The sequence below is a fragment of the Roseateles sp. P1_C6 genome (genome assembly GCF_056406315.1).
The window spans coordinates 29,274-48,142 of record NZ_JBFUAK010000009.1; the positions used below are offsets into that span (position 1 = coordinate 29,274).

General features: G+C 68.5%; 12 protein-coding genes. 4 read left to right on the forward strand and 8 right to left on the reverse strand.

Annotated features, from left to right (window positions below):
- Positions 1–154: 154 nt before the first annotated feature.
- From AC1D29_RS19810 to AC1D29_RS19845, 8 genes are all read right to left on the reverse strand, one after another.
- Entirely contained in the window at positions 155–1,009 is an 855-nt protein-coding gene (locus tag AC1D29_RS19810; RefSeq protein ID WP_477900582.1) for a hypothetical protein, read from the reverse strand.
- 112 nt (positions 1,010–1,121) lie between these two features.
- A complete protein-coding gene (locus AC1D29_RS19815; protein WP_477900584.1) occupies positions 1,122–2,213 on the reverse strand; it encodes a hypothetical protein in 1,092 nt (363 codons plus the stop codon).
- Positions 2,195–3,073 carry an aldo/keto reductase gene (locus AC1D29_RS19820; protein ID WP_477900586.1) on the reverse strand — a complete coding sequence of 293 codons (879 nt, stop codon included), beginning with the start codon at positions 3,071–3,073 and terminating at the stop codon, positions 2,195–2,197. The genes AC1D29_RS19815 and AC1D29_RS19820 overlap by 19 nt, the downstream gene beginning before the upstream one ends.
- Positions 3,070–5,457, reverse strand: a complete 2,388-nt coding sequence (locus AC1D29_RS19825) for a glycoside hydrolase family 13 protein (RefSeq protein ID WP_477900588.1) — start codon at positions 5,455–5,457, stop codon at positions 3,070–3,072. The genes AC1D29_RS19820 and AC1D29_RS19825 overlap by 4 nt, the downstream gene beginning before the upstream one ends.
- Before the next feature lie 4 nt (positions 5,458–5,461).
- On the reverse strand, positions 5,462–6,352 hold the full coding sequence (gene malG, locus AC1D29_RS19830) for a maltose ABC transporter permease MalG (protein ID WP_477900590.1): 891 nt from the start codon (positions 6,350–6,352) through the stop codon (positions 5,462–5,464).
- 6 nt (positions 6,353–6,358) lie between these two features.
- A complete protein-coding gene (gene malF / locus AC1D29_RS19835) occupies positions 6,359–7,954 on the reverse strand; it encodes a maltose ABC transporter permease MalF (protein ID WP_477900592.1) in 1,596 nt (531 codons plus the stop codon).
- Positions 7,951–9,126: a maltose/maltodextrin ABC transporter substrate-binding protein MalE gene (gene malE, locus AC1D29_RS19840; RefSeq protein WP_477900594.1), complete on the reverse strand. Its 1,176-nt coding sequence runs from the start codon at positions 9,124–9,126 to the stop codon at positions 7,951–7,953. The genes malF and malE overlap by 4 nt, the downstream gene beginning before the upstream one ends.
- Positions 9,123–10,244: an ABC transporter ATP-binding protein gene (locus AC1D29_RS19845; protein ID WP_477900596.1), complete on the reverse strand. Its 1,122-nt coding sequence runs from the start codon at positions 10,242–10,244 to the stop codon at positions 9,123–9,125. Before AC1D29_RS19845 ends, malE begins: the two co-directional genes overlap by 4 nt.
- 362 nt (positions 10,245–10,606) lie before the next feature.
- Here AC1D29_RS19845 and AC1D29_RS19850 point away from each other — a divergent pair, with 362 nt between their 5' ends.
- The 4 genes from AC1D29_RS19850 to malQ are packed head-to-tail and all read left to right on the forward strand — an operon-like array spanning position 10,607 to position 18,853.
- A complete protein-coding gene (locus AC1D29_RS19850; protein WP_477901100.1) occupies positions 10,607–13,069 on the forward strand; it encodes a glycogen/starch/alpha-glucan phosphorylase in 2,463 nt (820 codons plus the stop codon).
- A gap of 2 nt (positions 13,070–13,071) precedes the next feature.
- Positions 13,072–15,249: a 1,4-alpha-glucan branching protein GlgB gene (glgB, locus tag AC1D29_RS19855; RefSeq protein WP_477900598.1), complete on the forward strand. Its 2,178-nt coding sequence runs from the start codon at positions 13,072–13,074 to the stop codon at positions 15,247–15,249.
- Positions 15,250–15,260: 11 nt separating this feature from the next.
- Positions 15,261–17,345: a glycogen debranching protein GlgX gene (gene glgX, locus AC1D29_RS19860; protein WP_477900600.1), complete on the forward strand. Its 2,085-nt coding sequence runs from the start codon at positions 15,261–15,263 to the stop codon at positions 17,343–17,345.
- Entirely contained in the window at positions 17,342–18,853 is a 1,512-nt protein-coding gene (malQ, locus tag AC1D29_RS19865; RefSeq protein WP_477900602.1) for a 4-alpha-glucanotransferase, read from the forward strand. The genes glgX and malQ overlap by 4 nt, the downstream gene beginning before the upstream one ends.
- Positions 18,854–18,869: the final 16 nt, after the last annotated feature.

Here is an 18,869-nt window from a genome sequence, read left to right on the forward strand (position 1 = left end):
CGGTGGCTGCATGGGCCAAGGGCGCCCCGAGAGCGCCGAGCAGCAGGGCACGCCGGGGCAGACTGGCCTGGGGGTGAGACATGGTGATCGATCATGCCAGCCGCTCAGGAATGACGGGGAGAGTGAGTTCCCGTTGTCATCGCGTGGCCCAGGCTCAAGCGGCCTCGCCCGGCTGCATCCACAGCTCGAGGCGCTGGATGGGTGTCTCGGGCGGCAGCAGCGGGTTGCTCAGCCGCAGCACGCGGCTGGGCGTGATCGGGTGGGCCTTCAGCACGGCGCCGTACTGCTCGCGGTGCAGCCGCTGGAAGCTGCCGTCGGCCACGGCCGCCTCCAACCCCGCCTTCAGCTCTGCCGCGAGCTCGGGCCGCTGCGGGTTGACGAAGAAATAGGCCGCTGCCGGGTAATGCAGCATGGGCTCGGGCGCGATGGCCAGCTCCGGGTAGCGGCCACCGGCCATCTCGGCGTCGATCTCGAGGATGGACCGGGGGAAGTAGTCGATGCGGCCCGCCGCCAGCATGCGGAACAGCGAGTCGTAGCCGCTGCTGGTGCCGACCTGCAGGCCGTTGGCGCGCAGGATGGTCGTGTCCGGCCAATCATGGCCCTGGCCGGCCAGGCGTTGGCGCAAGTCCTTCAGCGTGCGCACGCGCTGCCATTGCGCCAGGTCGCTGCGGCGCACCAGCAGCAAACGCCAGCCCAGCAGCCCACGGTCGATGGGGATGCGCACCGGCAGCAGGCCCGAGGACTCGCGCTGGCGGTCGGTCATGGTCCACATGACGTCGATGGGGCTGCGGTCCGTGGCCAGCTCAACCAGCGTGCGGCCCTGGGTCATGTCCAGGTCGACGAGGCGGATCTCCGCCTTGCTGCCAGCGCGGCTCAGGGCCAGTTCGATGACGCGGCGCACATAGCCGAGTTGCGGGTCGGGCATGCTGACGTGGCGCGGCAGGCGCACCTGCTCCGCCGGCTGGGCCCGCAGCGGGCGGCCGGCCAGCAGCGCCGTCAATGCCAGCAAGGGCCGGCGCCGCAGGGAGCTTGGAGGGGGTGGCATCGGCCCGGATCATCCGACAGCGGGCCGCCGGCAGGCGCTGGCGTCAACCCCAGGCGGCCTGGGGACAAGGCCCGGCTCAGAGCTGGTAGCGGCCGGCCTGCAGCGCCTGCTCTTGCAGGCGATGCAGCAGTGCCGCGTCACCCAGTGCCGCGTCATCCGGCGCCAGCGCGCCGCGGGCGCGCAAGGCCGGGCCATGCTCGCGCAGTGCGCGCTGCAGCCACTGCGCGCGCCTGAGCGTGCGGGGTGTGCAGGAGCGGCCGCGCAAGTCGTCGTCGAGGTCGCTGCGGTGTGCCTGCCAGGCATCGGCCAGGTAGAGCGGGCCCGGTTCGTGGGCCAGCTCATGGCGCCAGCGGCTGGCCAGGCCCAGGTAGTGGTTCAGCACCTGCGGCGCGGCGCCGCGCCTGGCCAGGCGGCCGGCGAGATTCTCGTAAGCCTGCGTGGCCTGGCGCTTGAAGCGCAGGAAATGCGGCAGCGCGTCGGCGTCGCTGCCGGCGTCCAGCAGCGCGCCGAACAGGTGGCGGCCTTCGATGCGCTCGGCCAGGTGGTGGTGGGGCGCGTCGCGCCCGTGGCCGGCGCTGTTGAACTGGGTCAGCGGGTTGAAGCGGTAGCAGTAGCCGAAGTCGTACAGCCACAGGCGTTCGCCGTCGTCCAGCAGGTTGCCGGCGCTGTAGTCCCACTCGAAGAATCCGTGTTCGATCAGCGCGCAGCCCGCTTCGAGCAGCGTGCGGGCCTGGCGTTCGTCCGGCACACCCGGATGGCGGCCGGCGATCCACGGCGACACGACGAGGCCGTCGCGCAGCGAGCCCCAGACGGGCGCGACGATGCCGGGCAGCGCAGCGCCCTCGGCACGCAGCGCGGCCAGCTCGGCGTGGCGGTGCAGCTCGTTCAGGAAGGACGTCTGGCCGTCGGGATTGCGCACCAGGCATTCGGCGCGGGCGCGCTTGATGGCCCATCGCCGGCCGGCGTGCTTCAGGCAGAGGACCTCGGCGGTCAGGCCGCCGCCGTGCACGGCTTCGACGCCGGGGCTGTCGGCCGTCAACGCCTGCAACGCGCGGATCGGCAGGGGAAGGGCGGCCGTGTCGCCAAAGGCGAACTCGGCGCCGCTGGCGATGAAGGCCAGGTTGGCCCGCTGGCGGGCCTCGTCCAGCGTCAGATCAGGCCCGGCCATTCGGCGTGGCGGCTCGTGAAGGCATCGCGCAGCGCGGCGGCCAGCGCGGGCGGCAGCGGGCCGCGCTCGATGGCGTCGAGGTTGCGGCGCAGGTTGGCCGGCCTGGCCGTGCCAACGATGGCGCTCGCTGCGCCGGTGTGGAAGGCGACGAAGCGCAAGGCGACGTCGGCCCAGTCCTCCTGCGCGGCCAGGCCCATGGCCCGGAAACGGTCCCAATACTGTCCCTCGGCATAGTCCGCAGGCCGCTGGGCATGGCGCCAGACCGCGCCGGCCAGCGGACGCTTGGCGATGACGCCAATGCCGGCATGGTCGGCCAGCGCGGCGCGCTGCGCGAGGTGGGCCTGGTCAAAGATGCTGATGGAGGTCTGCAGGCTGCCGAAGGCGCCGCTGTCGATGGCAAAGGCTATCTCGGCGTTGTCGCCCGAGTAGGCCGCCACGCGCAGCTTGCCGGCCGCCCGGCAGTCGTTCAGTGCGCGCACCACGTCGCCTTGCTGCAGCACGTGCAGCGGGCAGGAATGCAGGTGGACGATGTCCAGCCAGTCGGTCTTCATCAACTGGAGCGCGCGCTCCACGCCCTGGACGATGCAGGCGTAGGTCCAGTCGGGCACGCCGTCGACGCCGTAGCCCACCTTGGTGGACAGCACGAAGTCGGCGCGGCGGTGCGCCAGGTGGCGGCCGATGCGTGCCTCGCTGAGACCGTAGCCGCGCGCGGTGTCGACGAGGTTGATGCCGAGGTCCAGCACCTGGTTCAGCAGTGCGCCGGCCTCGGCTTCGGTGGTGCGTTCGTCGTTGATGTGCATCGCGCCGAAGCCGAGCGCGGACACCTTGAGGCCGGTGTGGCCGAGAGTGTTCAAGATCATTCGTTGATGAGGACGCGGCCGAACAGCGGCGGCACGGTCAGCTGGATCTGATGGTTCTTGACGATGACGTCGGTGCCGCCCAGCGCGTCGCGCAGGCGCGCGACGTCGACGGGCACGAAGAAGGTCACCGTCCGGGCCTCGGTACTGTTGTTGGTCGCCGTGAGAGCCCAGGTCTTGCCGTCCTGGCGGGCCAGCACGACGACGTGGTCGTCCACGTGCAGCGGCTCGCTCAGGCGCCCGCGGCGCAGCACCGGCAGGTCGTTGCGCAGCTGGGTCAGGCGCTTGAAGTCGGCCAGCAGCGCCTCGTCGGGCTGGCCGCCTTCGTCGGCCCAGGGGTAGGGCGCGCGGTTGTAGGGGTCGTCGCCGCCGCCCAGGCCCACCTCATCGCCGTAGTAGATCGTCGGCGAGCCGGGGTAGGTCATCTGGAAGAACACCGCCAGGCGCAGCCGGCGCTTGGCCAGCGCGAGGTCGCGGTCCTCGCCGAAGTGGTGCAGCGCGCGCGGCTGGTCGTGCGTGGACAGCAGGTTCATCAGCGCCGAGAAGGCCTGGGGCGGATAGGCCTCGCGCATCAGCTCCAGGTTGGCGGCCATCTGCCGCGCCGACTTGCCGGCGGCGTAGTCCAGCACCGCGTTGCGGAAGATGTAGTTCATCGTGCTGTCGAACATGTCGCCGAGGAAATACTTGCTGGCATCGAACCAGGTTTCGGCCACCGTCAGGGCGTCGGGCTTCTTGGCCTTGACGGCCTGGCGCCACTCGCGCCAGAAGTCGTCGGGCACCCAGGGCGCGACGTCCATGCGCCAACCGGCGGCGCCGCGGTCCAGCCAGAGGTTGGTGACCGAGTCGGTGTCGCCATAGGCGTAGGCGCGGAACGATGGGCTGTTCTTGTCGATCTCCGGCAGGTCGGCCACGCCGACCCAGCCCTGGTATTGCTTGTTTGGGGCGGTCTCGTTTGGCTTGAACTTGAACCAGCTGGCGTAAGGCGAGGCCGGGTTGATCTTGCCGTTGTCGAACGCGCCGCCCTTGGGGAAGTTGCCGTAGCGGTTGAAGTAGGGCGAGTCCGCGCCGACATGGTTCAGCGAGGTGTCGGGGATGACGCGGATGCCGCGCTTGGCGGCCTCGGCGCACAGCCGCGTGAAGTCGTCGTTGCTGCCGAACGCGGGGTCGATGTTCTTGTAGTCGGCCGCGTCGTACTTGTGGTTGCTGGGCGCGCGGAACACCGGCGTCAGGTAGATGGCGTTGGCGCCCAGGCCCTTGATGTAGTCCAGCTTCTCGATGATGCCGGCCAGGTCGCCGCCGAAGAAGTCGTTGTTGTAGAGCTTGTCTGACCCATCGCCCGTGCCGGGCTTGAAAGGCTTCTCGTTCCACCTGGCGTGGCGCTCGACGTCGCCGTCCTGGTAGCGGTCCTGCGGCCGGCCGCCGCCGGGGCGCGGGTCGTTGGCCTTGTCGCCGTTGCGAAAGCGCTCCGGAAAGACGTAGTAGTAGACGATGTCCTGCGCCCAGTCGGGTACCTTGAAGTCGGGCGCGTAGATGGTCTGGCGGTAGCGGCGGATGCGGTTCGCGTTGGCCGGCAGGCGCTCGACGGTGGACAGCCCCATCGAGCCTTTCTCGCGCGTCCAGTAGATCGTGTCCTTGTTGTTCTGCAGCGCATACCGCGTGCCGCCGTTGAAGTCCGTCTCGATCTCGAACCAGTAGCCGTAGATGCCGACCGCGTCGAAGCGGTACTTGGCCGAGAAGCCGATGCCCATGCCGCGCGAATGCGGCGTCATGGGAATGCGGGCCAGCGGTTCGTAGGCCAGCTGCTCCTGGTTGCCGCTCATCTGCCGGCGCTCGATGACCAGCGTGGCATGGCGCAGGCCGGGCACGTTGTTGCCGATGCTGAACTGGATCTCGGTGCCGGCGGGCTGGGCGCCGAAGGGCGTCTTCGCCGTCTGGGCGCGCGAGTGGAAATGCGTGCTCAGCGCGGCGGGGTCGGTGATGGCTTGCGGCGGCGAGGGCTTGAAGGTCTTGGGGCCCACATCCAGCGTCGGCCGGCCGTCGGCGGCCAGGCCCAGGCGCAGCGTGTGCTCGCCGCTGAAGTCGCGCTTGATGTTGCCGACCACGGCGGCGCCGCGCGCGAGCCGGCCCTTGGCGTCGAAGCCGAAGGTGAGGTTGGCAGTCCAGTCCTCGTCGGCGAGCTTGAACTCCTGCGTGCCCTGGGACTTGAGGTTCAGGTAGTAGGCATCGCAGCGGTACTCGAAGGCCTGCTCGTCCTGCGCGGCCCAGTTGTTGAGGCCACCGCGCAGGTAGAGCGTGGCGTCGCCCAGCGGTGCGGGCTTGCAGTCGGCGGCTTGGGTTGCGGAGACGAACGAAAGCAGCGCTGCGCACAGCGCGAGTGTTTTCAGCATGGGATCAGCCTTTGACGCCGCCCGCGGTCAGGCCGGAGACGATCCAGCGCTGGGCAAGCAGGAAGACCAGCGTGATCGGCAGGCCCGACAACACGGCCGCAGCCGCGAAGTCACCCCACAGGAAGCGCTGGTCGTGCAGGAAATACTTGGAGCCCACGGCGAGCGTGAGGTTGCCCTCCTCGCGCAGCAGGATCGATGCGACCGGGTACTCGATGATGGTGCCGATGAAGGCCAGCACGAAGACCACCATCAGGATGGGCACGGCCATGGGCAGCAGCACGCGCGAGAACGCCTGCCAGTGCGTCGCGCCGTCGACCTTGGCGTTCTCCTCGATCTCGACGGGGATGGTCTCGAAGTAGCCCTTGATGGTCCACACGTGGGTGGCGATGCCGCCGAGGTAGGCCAGCACCAGGCCAGCGTGCGTCTCGATGCCCAGGGCCGGCACATAGGTGCCGATGGTCTCGAAGATGGCGTAGATGGCCACCAGCGCCAGCACCGGCGGGAACATCTGCAGCAGCAGCATGCCGTTGAGCACGGGCTTGTCGAAGCGGAACTTCATGCGCGCGAACGCGTAGGCCGCGGTCGTCGAGATGGCGACGATGAGGAAGGCCGAGATCGTCGCGATCTTGATGGAGTTCCACAGCCAGGTCAGCACGGGGAAGGGCGGCTGAACGAGGCTGCCGTCGGCGGCCTGGTAGGGGATGCCCAGGGCCAGCTTCCAGTGCTCCAGGCTGATCTCGGTCGGGATCAGGCTGCCGGTGGCGAAGTTGCCGGGCCGCAGCGAGATGGACACGACTGCCAGCAGCGGGAAGATGGTGACGGCGATGAACAGCCACATCACCGCGTGGCCGATGAAGGTGCGCCAGCGCGCTTGTTTGCCGAGGACGATGGCCATGCCGGTTTACCTCTGGGCTTTCGCGCTCATGCGCAGGTTGATCAGCGACAGCGCCGCGACCAGGAAGAAGATCAGCGTCGAGATCGCTGCGGCAAGGCCGAAGTCGGAGCCCGAGTCCTTGAACGCGATGCGGTAGGTGTAGCTGACGAGGATGTCCGTCTGTCCCGCGGGCAGCTTGGTGGACAGGAAGTCCGGCCGGCCGTCGGTCAGCAACGCGATCAGCACGAAGTTGTTGAAGTTGAACGCGAAGGCGCTCACCAGCAGCGGCGCCAGCGGCTTGATGATCAGCGGCGCGGTGATCTTGAAGAAGTTGGTCGCGGGGCTGGCGCCGGCCAGTGCGGAGGCTTCGTACAGGTCCGCGGGAATCGCCTTCAGCAGGCCCGAGCACAGGATCATGATGTACGGATAGCCCAGCCACACGTTGACGATGAGCAGCATCGTCTTGGCCAGTAGCGGATCGGCGAACCAGGCTGGCTTCACGCCGAAGGCCGCGTTCAGGATGGCGTTGATCTCGCCGAAGTTCTGGTTGAACAAGCCCTTGAACACGAGGATGGAGATGAAGCCCGGCACCGCGTAGGGCAGGAACAGCAGCGTGCGGTAGGTGGTCCGGTACTTCATGCCCTCCCAGTTCAGCAGCACGGCGAACAGCATGCCGATGGCGGTGGCGAAGGCGACGGTCAACGCGGAGAACACGACGGTCCACGTGAAGATGGACAGGAAGGGCCCGCGGAACTCGGCGTCGAACAGCATGCGCGTGTAGTTGCCCACGCCGATGAAGGCCTTGAAGCCGGGCTGCAGCGTCTCGCCGGCCGCCGTCTGGAAGAAGCCGGTCTCGCGGTTGGCCTTGAACACGGCGCCGTCCAGTGCGCGCGTCAGGCTGCCGTCGGCCTCTGATCGCCACTGCGGTTTCACGGGCCCGAACTCGCGCAGGCCCAGATAGTGCAACTCCGTCCTGTCGGGCAGCACCAGCACCAGCTTGGCGAGCGTGTCGCGGTGCTTGATCAGCTCGGGCAGGGGCAGGGCGGCCTGCAGCGGCGCGGTCAGCGGCAGGCGCTCGGCATCGGCTGCGGCCAGGTCCACGCGCAGGTCGCGGCCCATGCCACGCAGCGCCAGCGGCGGCGACACCCAGCGCGGCCTGGCCTCGCCCTCGGTGCGCAGCACGAGGCGGAACTCGGCGCCGTCGGCATGCAGCGTGTAGGCCTGAACCTGGTCTTCCACGGCGTCGTGCTGCTCCAGCAAGTAGTCGCGCACGCGGCTCTCGCTGAGCAGGTGGGTGGACGAGTAGTTGGTGAAGCCGATCTGCGCCGTGTAGACCAGCGGGAAGGCGATGAACACCAGCATCCCCGCCACGCCGGGGAACAGGTAGCGCCAGGCAAAGCCGCCGCGGCTCAGGTAGACGTAGAAGCCCGCCGTGAACAGCACCAGCAGGCCCATGGCCCAGGCAGCCTGGCCGGTCGTGTAGACGACGAAGACGAGATACAGCGCAGCCACGATGGCGGCCACCGCCAGCGGCCAGTGCAGCCATTTGGCGAGCTTCTCGGTGGTCGTCGCCGGCAGCGTCGAATAGCTGCCTTGTCCCAGAGTGGAGGTCGCAGCGTTCATTTGTTCAGCAGCATCCGTGCGGCGGCGCCGTCCAGCGCGTCCTTGGGGCTTTGCAGTCCGTTGGTGATGGCCTCCAGCGCCGCGTCCATCGCGGTCCAGAAGCGGCCCACCTCGGGGATGTTGGGAATGGGCGCGCCGTTGCGGGCGTTGGTCATGCTGGCGGCGATCAACGGGTTGACCGACAACTCGGCGTAGAAGGCCTTGTTGGCGGGCACGCCAATGGGCACGTCGGCGTCCAGCACCTTCAACGCCTCGGGGCGCATCAGGTGGTTCTCGATGAACTCCTTGGCGATGTCCTTGCTCTTTGAAGGCGCCGAGATCATGCAGCCCAGCACGCCGACAAAACTCTTGCTGGGTTTGCCGGCGACGACGGCCGGGATGCCAGCCACGCCGATGTCGATCTTGGCGCGCTTGGCGTTGTCCCAGGCCCAGGGGCCGGAGATCATCATCGCCGTCTCGCCGCGGGCGAAGGACGATTCCATCTCGGCGTAGTTGGCGCCCTTGGGCATGTGGCCGTCGTTGATGAGGCGCTCCAGCATCTGGGCGCCGGCCAGAGCGCCTTCGTTGTTGACGGCGACCTGCTTGGGGTCGAAGTCGCCCTGCGCGTCGCGGCCGAAGATGACGCCGCCTGCGCCGGCCAGCATGGGCCAGGTGAAGAAGCTCTTGCTGTAGTGCCAGAGGATGGCGTGCTTGCCTTGCTCGGCGAGCCGCTTGTCGATGGCGATCAGCTCGTCCCAGGTCGCCGGCGGCTTGGGCACCAGCGCCTTGTTGTAGATCAGCCCGGTCGTTTCGATGGCGATCGGGTAGCCCCAGATGCGGCCGCGGTAGCTCAGGGCCGCCCAGGCCTGGTCCTCGGATTCGGCCTTCAGCCGGGCCGACGGGCGCAGCGGCGTCAGCAGCCCGGCCTTGGCCCATTCGCCGACGCGGTCGTGCGGCCAGCAGAAGATGTCCGGCCCCTTGCCGGCACCGGCGGCCTGCTGGAACTTGTCGGTGGCGTCCACCGGGTGCTCGACGACGACCTTGACACCCGAAGCCTTCTCGAACGCGTCACCGACCTTCTGCAAGCCGTTGTAGGCCTTGTCGCCGTTGATCCAGACGAGCAGCTTGGGTGATTCGGCCAGCGCCGGTCCCGCGGCGAAGGCGGCCGCGGCAAGCATTGCCATGAGCCTCATGCGTGCAGCTCCGGTGCAGCCAGGCGGCGCAGCGCGCGGCCGTCGGCGTTGAAGACGTACAGCGCCTCGGCGGGCAGGTGCAGCTCCAGGTCCTGGCCGCTGCGCAGGCGGTCGCAGCCGTTGCGACCTTCGAACTGGCAGGTCAGGGCCTCTTCGACGCCGGGATAGGGGCAGTAGGCAAAGGTGATGCCGCCCAGCGATTCGACGAAGGCCACGGTGCTGTGCAGCAGGTTGCTGTCGCCGCCTTGGCGGATGTGTTCCGGCCTGACGCCCAGCGTGACCTTGTCGCCCACCGCCGAGCCACTGCCATCCACCCGCGCGCGCAGCACCACCTTGCTGCCGCTCAGCTTCACGTCGACATGGCCGGGCTCGATCGCGACCAGCTCCGCGTCGATGAAATTCATCTTGGGGCTGCCGATGAAGCCGGCCACGAACAGGTTGCAGGGGTGCTCGTACAGCTCCAGCGGCGAGCCGACCTGTTCGATCTTGCCGGCCGACAGCACGACGATGCGGTCGGCCAGCGTCATGGCCTCCACCTGGTCGTGGGTCACGTAGATCATGGTCGTCTTGAGGTCTTCGTGCAGCTTGGCGAACTCGTAGCGCATGCGCACGCGCAAGGCCGCGTCGAGGTTGGACAGCGGCTCGTCGAACAGGAAGACCTCGGGTTTGCGCACGATGGCGCGACCGATGGCGACGCGTTGGCGTTGACCGCCGGACAAGTCCTTGGGCTTGCGGTCCAGCAGGTGCTCGATGTGCAGGATCTTGGCTGCGGCCTGCACGGCGGTCTCGATCTCGGCCTTGGGCACCTTGGCCAGCTTCAACCCGAACGCCATGTTGTCGAACAGGTTCATGTGCGGGTACAGCGCATACGACTGGAACACCATCGCGATGCCGCGCTCGCTGGGCGGCACGTCGTTGACGACGCGCCCGCCGATGGTCAGCTCGCCGCCGGTGATCTCTTCCAGGCCGGCGATGGAGCGCAGCAGCGTGGACTTGCCGCAGCCCGAGGGGCCGACGAAGACCATGAACTCGCCGTCGCGGATCTCCAGGTCGATGCCGTGCAGGATGCGGATGTCGCCATAGGCCTTTTCCACGCCGGTCAGTCGAACGTCTGCCACTTCTAACCTTTCAGTCGCCGGTGCTGCGCAGCCGGCTTGTCTCAACGTTTCAGGGCGCAAATTTCAGCTCTGCGACCGTCTTTGTAGACAATATACAGATCGACGTCGGCAAGAACAACAGCGACTACCCGATAGAATCTTCATGAAACCCATACAAATCAAGGGTTTGCAAAACGTTCCGGGTTTTCCCGATGTAGTCAAACTACACAACGGGTCGGAGCTGCCCGATACTTCGCCCAGCGCTGCCGCTCGGGTAGCATTCTTGCCCCCGTAGCCGGGGGCTGGCACTGATGAACACCCCAACCCGCCTCAGCTCCGCGCTGACTATTCAACGCAAGCCCAAGGCCAAGGCCGCCACCGCGATGAAGCCGTCCGTCTCCCCCGCCGTCTCGTCTGAAACCCTGGCCTTGCGCGCGGCGTTCGAGACCGCCTACGAGCGCGAACTCTCCCAATCCAGCCATGGCGCCACGCCGCAGGCTGCACTGCACGCCGCAGCCATTGCCTGCCGCGAGACGCTGGCCACCCGCTGGGCCGCCACGCAAGCCGCCGATGCGCAGCGTGGGGACAAGGCGCCGGTGCGCCGCGTGCACTACCTGTCGATGGAATTCCTGATGGGCCGCGCACTGTCCAACGCGCTCGCCGCGCTGAAGCTCACGGAGCCGCTGGAAGCCAAGCTGGCCGAGCAGGGTGTGGCCTTGGGTGACGTGCTGGAGCGCGAGCCCGACGCGGCGCTGGGCAATGGCGGCCTGGGTCGCCTGGCCGCCTGCTTCCTGGACTCGTTCGCCGAGCTGGAACTGCCGTCCTTCGGCTATGGCCTGCGCTACCGCTACGGCACATTCGCGCAAGTCATCCAGCAGGGCCGCCAACTGGAGCAGCCCGACGACTGGACGCGCGACTCGCCCGCCTGGGAGCTGCCGCGCCACGATGTGCGCTTCCACGTGGGCTTCGGCGGCCGCGTGGAGGTGGATGCATCAGGCGTGCGCCGCTGGCAGCCGGCCGACAGCATCGAGGCCCAGGCCTTCGACTTCATCGTGCCCGCCCATCACAGCGAGCGTGTCTCCACGCTGCGCCAATGGCAGGCCACGGCCGCGCCCATCGCCTTCAAACCGTTCTGCGAGGGCGACTACGCCCGCGCCGCGCGTCACCAGGTGCTGGCCGACGCGCTGAACTGGGTGCTGTACCCGGACGATTCCACGGAGCAAGGCCGTGAGCTGCGCCTGAAGCAGGAGGCCTTCCTCGTCAGCGCGTCGCTGCAAGACCTGATCGCGCGTCATCTGCGCGAGTTCGGTTCGCTGCACAACCTCGGCAAGACCAACGCCATCCACCTCAACGACACGCATCCCGCGTTGGCACCTGCCGAGCTGATGCGCCTGCTGCTGGATGAGCATGGCCTGGGCTGGGACGAGGCCTGGAAGATCACGCGCCAGGCGGTGGCCTACACCAACCACACGCTGATGCCCGAGGCGCTGGAGACCTGGCCGGTGCGCATGTTCGAGAACCTGCTGCCGCGCCATCTCGAGATCATTTACGAGATCAACCACCGCTTCCTGGAAGAGCTGCAGGCCCGCTTCCCCGGCGATCACGCATTCGCGTCGCGCGTGTCCCTCATCGACGAAGGCAGTCACGGCGGCGAACGCCGCGTGCGCATGGCGTCGCTGGCGCTGGTGGCCTCGCACCGCGTCAACGGCGTCGCCGCACTGCACTCCGAGCTGATGGTGCAGACCATCTTTGCCGACTACGCCCGCGTCTGGCCCGAGCGCTTCCACAACGTCACCAACGGCGTCACGCCGCGGCGCTGGCTGGAGCAGGCCAACCCGCTGCTGTCCGGGCTGCTGGACAGCCGCATCGGCGACGGCTGGCGCCAGAACCTGTCGGAGCTGGGCGAGCTCAGCACCCTGGCCGCCAACCGCGAGTTGGGCGAGGAGTTCCTGGCCGTCAAGCGCGCCAACAAGGAGCGCCTGGCGGCCGTCATCCGCCGCGAGCTGGGGCTCAGCGTCAACGTCGACAGCCTGTTCGACATCCAGATCAAGCGCATCCACGAGTACAAGCGCCAGCTGCTGAACCTGCTGCACGTCATCAGCCGCTACCAGGCCATCCGCGACAACCCCGACGCGAACTGGGTGCCGCGCACCGTCATCATTGCCGGCAAGGCGGCCTCGGCCTATCAGACGGCCAAGAGCATCGTGCGCCTGGCGCACGACGTCGCCCGCGTCATCAACAGCGACCCGCGCGTGGGCGACAAGCTCAAGCTGGTCTTCCTGCCCAACTACAGCGTCACGCTGGCCGAAAGCATCATCCCCGCGGCCGACCTGTCCGAGCAGATCTCGACGGCCGGCACCGAGGCCTCGGGCACCGGCAACATGAAGTTCGGCATGAACGGCGCGGTGACCATCGGCACCTGGGACGGCGCCAACATCGAGATGGCCGAGGCCATGGGCGTCGAGAACATGTTCGTGTTCGGCCTGCGCGCCGACGCGGTCGCCAAGATCAAGCAGCTGGGGTACGACCCGCGCCTGTATGTCGAAGAGAATCGCCAGCTCAAGCGCGTCATCGACGCCATCTCGGCCGGCGTCTTCAGCAACGGCGACACGGAGCGCTATCGCGCGCTGGTGGACAGCCTGCTGCACCGTGACGTCTACCTGCTGATGGCCGATTTCGCCGATTACGTCGCCACCCAGGCCAAGGTCGACGCGCTGTTTGCCGACCGCGCCGCCTGGGCGGAACGTGCGCTGCGAAACATTGCCGGCATGGGCCCGTTCTCGTCCGATCGCACGATCGCCGAGTACGTGGACCGGGTCTGGTCCGTAAAAAGTCTCAACACCTGACGATGCTGAACGACGCCGACGTTGACTCCCTGCTGGCGGGCCGCCATGCCGATCCCTTCGGCCGGCTCGGCCTGCACGCGGATGACAACGGTCGGCTCTGGGTGAGGGTGCTGCTGCCCGGCGCCGACGAGGTCGCGCTGCTGGATGCCGGCAGCAACAAGCGCATCGTCACGCTGGAGCGCCGCCGCGACAGCCTGTGGGAAGCGCTGGTGCCGCGGCGCAAGCACCGCTTCGACTACCGGCTGGCCGTGCGCTGGACGGGGGGCGGGGAGGGCGTCTATGCCGATCCCTACAACTTCTACCCCCAACTCGGCGACGACGAGCTGAAGGCGCTGGCCGAAGGCCGCAATGTGCGGCCCTACCTGAGCCTGGGCGCGCATGTCGTGCAGTACGGCGACGTCAGCGGCGTGCGCTTCGCAACCTGGGCACCCAACGCCAAGCGCGTCAGCGTGGTCGGCAACTTCAACAACTGGGATGGCCGCCGCCACCCGATGCGGTTGCGGCACACGGCGGGCGTGTGGGAAATCTTCGTCCCCCACGCCATCGAGGGCGACCTCTACAAGTTCGAGATCGTCTCCGGCGGCGGCACGCTGCTGCCGCTGAAGGCCGACCCCTACGCGCGCCGCGCCCAGCTGCGCCCGGACACGGCCAGCATCGTCGCGGCCTTGCCGGCGGTGACGCCGCTGCCGCGCCAGCGCGAGCGCGCCAACCAGCGCCAGGCGGCCATCAGCGTCTATGAGGTGCATGCCGCGTCCTGGCGCCGCGGCGTGTCGGGTGAATTCCCGACCTGGGACGAGCTGGCCGAGCACCTGCCGGCCTACGCCGCCGACATGGGCTTCACGCACCTGCAGCTGATGCCCATCACGGAGTACCCCTTCGACGGCTCCTGGGGTTACCAGACGCTGGGCTTGTACGCGCCCAGCGCCCGCTTCGGCCCGCCCGAGGGCTTTGCCCGCTTCGTCAAGGCCTGCCACGACCAGGGCCTGGGCCTGCTGCTGGACTGGGTGCCGGCGCATTTCCCGACCGACCCGCACGGCATGGCGGAGTTCGACGGCACGCGCATCTACGAATACGCCGATCCCAAGGAAGGCTTCCATCGCGACTGGAACACGCTGATCTACAACTTCGGCCGCACGGAGGTGCGCCAGTTCCTGATCGGCAGCGCGCTGTACTGGATCGAGCGCTGGGGCGTGGACGGCCTGCGCGTGGACGCGGTGGCCAGCATGCTCTACCGCGACTACTCGCGCCCCGCCGGCGAATGGATTCCAAATATCCGCGGCGGCCGCGAGAACCTGGAAGCCATCTCGCTGCTGCGCGAGATGAACGAGCACGTCGGCGAGGTCGAGGGTGCCATCAGCGTGGCCGAGGAGAGCACCAGCTTCCCCGGCGTCTCGGCGCCCACCTACGCGGGCGGCCTGGGCTTTCACTACAAGTGGAACATGGGCTGGATGAACGACACCTTGCGCTACATGGCCGAGGACCCGATCAACCGCCGCTGGCATCACGACAAGATGACCTTCGGCCTGATCTACGCGTTCAGCGAGAACTTCATGCTGCCCATCTCGCACGACGAGGTCGTGCACGGCAAGGGCTCCATGCTCGCCAAGATGCCGGGCGACGACTGGCAGAAGTTCGCCAACCTGCGCGCCTACTACGGCTTCATGTGGGGCCACCCGGGCAAGAAGCTGCTCTTCATGGGTCAGGAGTTTGCGCAGCGCCAGGAGTGGAACCACGCCGAAAGCCTGCCCTGGGGCCTGCTGGAAGACGATCGCCACGCCGGCGTGCAGCGCCTGGTGCGCGACCTCAACAAGCTCTACCGCGACCACACGGCCCTGCACCGGCTGGACTGCGAGAGCGGCGGCTTCGAGTGGATCAGCTCGCACGACGCGGAGCACTCCATCTACGCCTGGGTGCGCCGCGACGGCACGGGGCGCATGGTCATCGTCGTCTGCAACATGACGCCGGTGCCGCGCGAGGGCTACTCGCTGGGCGTGCCGGACGGCGTGACTGCCTGGCGCGAGGCGCTGAACACCGATTCCGCGTATTACGGCGGCAGCAACATGGGCAATGGCGTCGCGGCCGCCGGTCTGCCCGTGCAGGCCCAGCCGGCGCATGGCAAGCGCCTGTCCATCACGATCAACCTGCCCCCGCTGGCCACGTTGTTCTTCGTCCCGATCTGAGTCTGCAGTCGATGGCTCACCTCCCTGACCTCCAACCCGGCTGGCACGAGCCGCTGGGTTCCCTCGCCCGCGACGGTGGCGTGAACTTCGCCGTCATGAGCGAAAACGCGACGCGCATCGAGCTGTGCGTGTTCGACGGCGAAGGCCAACGCGAGTTGCGCCGCTACACGCTGGACGGCCCGCACGACGGCGTCTTCCACGGCTTCCTGCCCGGCGTCGGCCCCGGCCTGGTCTACGGCCTGCGCGCGCACGGCCCCTATGTGCCGGAGCAGGGTCACCGCTTCAACCCGCACAAGCTGCTGCTGGACCCGTGGGCCCGCGAGATCGTCGGCCACTTTGGCTGGCGGGCCGAGCACCATGGCTACGAGCTGGGCCACCCGGACGGCCCGCGCTCGCTCGACGTGCGCGACAACGCCACGCAGGCGCTGAAGGCGCGCGTCGCACCGCCGCCCGTGGCTCACGTGCGTGTTCACCACCCACGCCGCGCGCCGGCCGACGTCGTGCTGTACGAGGTCCACGTCAAGGGCTTCTCCAGGCTGCTGCCCGGCGTGCCGGAGCAGCTGCGTGGCACCTATGCCGGCCTGGCCCATCCGGCGGCCATCGCGCATTTCAAGCGCCTGGGCGTGACGACGCTGTCTTTGCTGCCCGTGCAGTACTGCGTCGACGAACCGCATCTGGCCGAGCGCCGCCTGCACAACTACTGGGGCTACAACACGCTGGGCTTCTTCTGCCCCGACCCGCGTTGGGCCCAGGCCCAGCATCGCCATGACCCGAGCGCCGTGACGGCCGAGTTCCGGCAGATGGTCGACGCGCTGCACGCCGCCGGCCTGGAGGTCACGCTCGACGTGGTCTACAACCACACGCCCGAAGGCAACGAGTTCGGCCCGACGCTGTCCTTCCGTGGTCTGGACAACAAGACCTGGTACCGGCTGGTGGCCGACGACAAGAGCCGCAACGAGAACCTGACTGGCTGCGGCAACACCGTCAACTGTGCCCACCCGCGCGTGACGCAGTTCGTGCTGGATTCGCTGCGCTACTGGGTCGCCGAGATGGGTGTCGACGGCTTCCGCTTCGACCTGGCGCCGGTGCTGGGCCGCACCGCCCACGGCTTTGATGCCAACGCCGCCTTCTTCACGGCGCTGCGGCAAGACCCGGTGCTGGCCGGCGTGCACCTGATCGCCGAACCCTGGGACGCGGCCTACGACGGTTACCAGGTCGGCCGCTTCCCCGGCCGATTCCTGGAATGGAATGACAAGTTCCGCGACGCGGTGCGCGGCTACTGGCTGGGCGCGGGGGCTGGCGTCGGCCGCGGCGAGTTTGCGCGGCGCTTCATGGCGTCCAGCGATGTCTTCCACCATGGCCAGCGCCTGCCGACGGCCTCGGTCAACTTCGTTGCCGTGCACGACGGCTTCACGCTGGCCGACCTGACCAGCTATTCGACGAAGCACAACCAGGCCAACGGCGAGGACAACCGCGACGGACGCGACGGCGAGCTGGCGGCCAACTTCGGCGCCGAGGGGCCGACGGCGGACGCGGACATCAACGCCATGCGCGAACGCGTGCGCCGCGCGCTGCTGTCCACGCTGCTGCTGGCCCAGGGCACGCCCATGCTGTGCGCCGGCGACGAGATCGCCAACAGCCAGGGCGGCAACAACAACGCTTATTGCCAGGACAACGCGACGACCTGGCTGAACTGGGATCAGGCCGACGGCCGCATGACCGAATTGGTCGCGCAACTGCTGGCCCTGCGCGCCGCCGAACCGCTGCTGCGCCACCCGCGCTGGTTCGCCAGCGGTCCTGGCGAAGCCAGCATCGCCTGGTACGCGCCCAGCGGCCACGAGATGGCGCCGCACGACTGGCATGACGCCGGCCAGCGTGCCTTCGGCGCCCAGCTGCGCGAGGCGGGTGCCAGCGCGCCGCGGCTGATGATCGTCTTCAACCCCGACCCGGCGCCGCTGCCCTTCCTGCTCTGCAACGGCCCCTGGCAGCTGGTGCTGGACAGCAGCGGCGAGTCCGCCCGCGACACCATCCTGGCCGGCCAGCCACTGAACGTGCCGGCCCGCTCCCTACTCGTGCTGAGGCACGCACAGCCATGAATCTGAACCAACGCTCCTCCGGTGTGCTGCTGCACATCACCTCGCTGCCCGGCCCGCACGGTATGGGCGACTTCGGCCCCGATGCCTACCGCTTCGTCGACTGGCTGCAGTCCGCCGGCCAGTCCGTCTGGCAGCTGCTGCCCACCACGCCCATCGGCCCCGGCGACAGCCCCTACCAGGGCGTGTCGGCCTTTGCGGGCAGCCAGTGGATGGTGGCGCTGGAGCCGCTCGTCACCAAGGGCTGGCTGGCCCAGCCCGACGTGCCGGCCTTCAGCGGCGAGCTGATCAACTACGGTGCGGTCACGCCCTGGCGCGAGCAGCAGCTGCGCGCCGCCGCCAAGGGCTTCTTCGCCAACGCCGCGGACGCCGACCGCATCGCCTTCGCCAAGTGGTGCCTGGAGGCGCAGAGCTGGCTGGATGACTACGTGCTGTTCATGGCCATCCGCTCGCCGCTGAACGGCCAGCCCTGGTGGGAATGGAGCGACGGCTTGAAGAAGCGCGAGCCCAAGGCGATTGCCAAGGCCCGCAAGGACTACGCCGACGAGATCGCCTTCTGGCAGTTCGTGCAATGGCAGTTCGACGTGCAGGCCGGTGCGCTGAAGGCCTACGCCAATGAGCGCGGCGTGCACCTGATGGGCGACCTGCCCATCTTCGTCGCCCATGACAGCGCCGACTGCTGGTCGCGCCCCGACCTGTACGAGCTCGACGAGAACTTCCAGACCACCGTCGTGGCCGGCGTGCCGCCCGACGACCTGGGCCCGCTGGGCCAGCGCTGGGGCAACCCGCTCTACAACTGGGACAAGATGGCCCAGGAGAACTACGCCTGGTGGACGGCGCGCATCCAGCGCGCGCTGAGCCAGGCCGATGTGTTCCGCATCGACCATTTCCGCGGTTTCGCCGGCTATTACGAGATCCCCGCCAGCAGCCCCGATGCCAAGCAGGGCCGCTGGCTCACCGGTCCCGGCATGGCGCTGTTCGACGCGATCAAGAAGGCGCTCGGCCCGCTGCCCATCGTCGCCGAGGACCTGGGCTTCATCACCGACGACGTGCACGCGTTGCGCGACGGTTGCGGTTTCCCCGGCATGAAGATCCTGCAGTTCGCCTTCGGTGCCGAGGGCGACCACGAGTTCCTGCCGCACATGTGGCCCACCAGCTCGGTGGCTTACACCGGCACCCACGACAACGACACCGTGCGCGGCTGGTGGGACCAGGCCAAGCCGCGGGAGCGCGCCTTCGCCGGCTCCTACCTCGCCTGCAGCGAGCGGGACGTGCACTGGGCCATGATCCGCGCCTGCGCCAACTCGGTCGCCAACATGGCCGTCTACCCGCTGCAGGACGTGCTGGGCCTGGGCAGCGCCCACCGCATGAACGTGCCCGGCGTGCTGGGCGGCAACTGGGGCTGGCGCTTCCACTGGGGCATGCTGGGCAGCGAGCCGGCGCGCGTGCTGGGGCTCATCACGGCCGCCTCGGGCCGTGGGCCGTTCGAGCTGCTGAAGCTGCCGGGCTGATCGCCGAGACGGTGGC

What these genes read in the sequence shown, in the direction of transcription:
- AC1D29_RS19825 (WP_477900588.1), bottom strand. Translation starts at nt 5,457, where the DNA reads ATGCTGAAAACACTCGCGCTGTGCGCAGCGCTGCTTTCGTTCGTCTCC.
- malG (WP_477900590.1), bottom strand. Translation starts at nt 6,352, where the DNA reads ATGGCCATCGTCCTCGGCAAACAAGCGCGCTGGCGCACCTTCATCGGC.
- AC1D29_RS19820 (WP_477900586.1), bottom strand. Translation starts at nt 3,073, where the DNA reads ATGATCTTGAACACTCTCGGCCACACCGGCCTCAAGGTGTCCGCGCTC.
- malQ (WP_477900602.1), top strand. Translation starts at nt 17,342, where the DNA reads ATGAATCTGAACCAACGCTCCTCCGGTGTGCTGCTGCACATCACCTCG.
- malE (WP_477900594.1), bottom strand. Translation starts at nt 9,126, where the DNA reads ATGAGGCTCATGGCAATGCTTGCCGCGGCCGCCTTCGCCGCGGGACCG.
- AC1D29_RS19850 (WP_477901100.1), top strand. Translation starts at nt 10,607, where the DNA reads ATGAAGCCGTCCGTCTCCCCCGCCGTCTCGTCTGAAACCCTGGCCTTG.
- glgX (WP_477900600.1), top strand. Translation starts at nt 15,261, where the DNA reads ATGGCTCACCTCCCTGACCTCCAACCCGGCTGGCACGAGCCGCTGGGT.
- malF (WP_477900592.1), bottom strand. Translation starts at nt 7,954, where the DNA reads ATGAACGCTGCGACCTCCACTCTGGGACAAGGCAGCTATTCGACGCTG.
- AC1D29_RS19815 (WP_477900584.1), bottom strand. Translation starts at nt 2,213, where the DNA reads ATGGCCGGGCCTGATCTGACGCTGGACGAGGCCCGCCAGCGGGCCAAC.
- glgB (WP_477900598.1), top strand. Translation starts at nt 13,072, where the DNA reads ATGCTGAACGACGCCGACGTTGACTCCCTGCTGGCGGGCCGCCATGCC.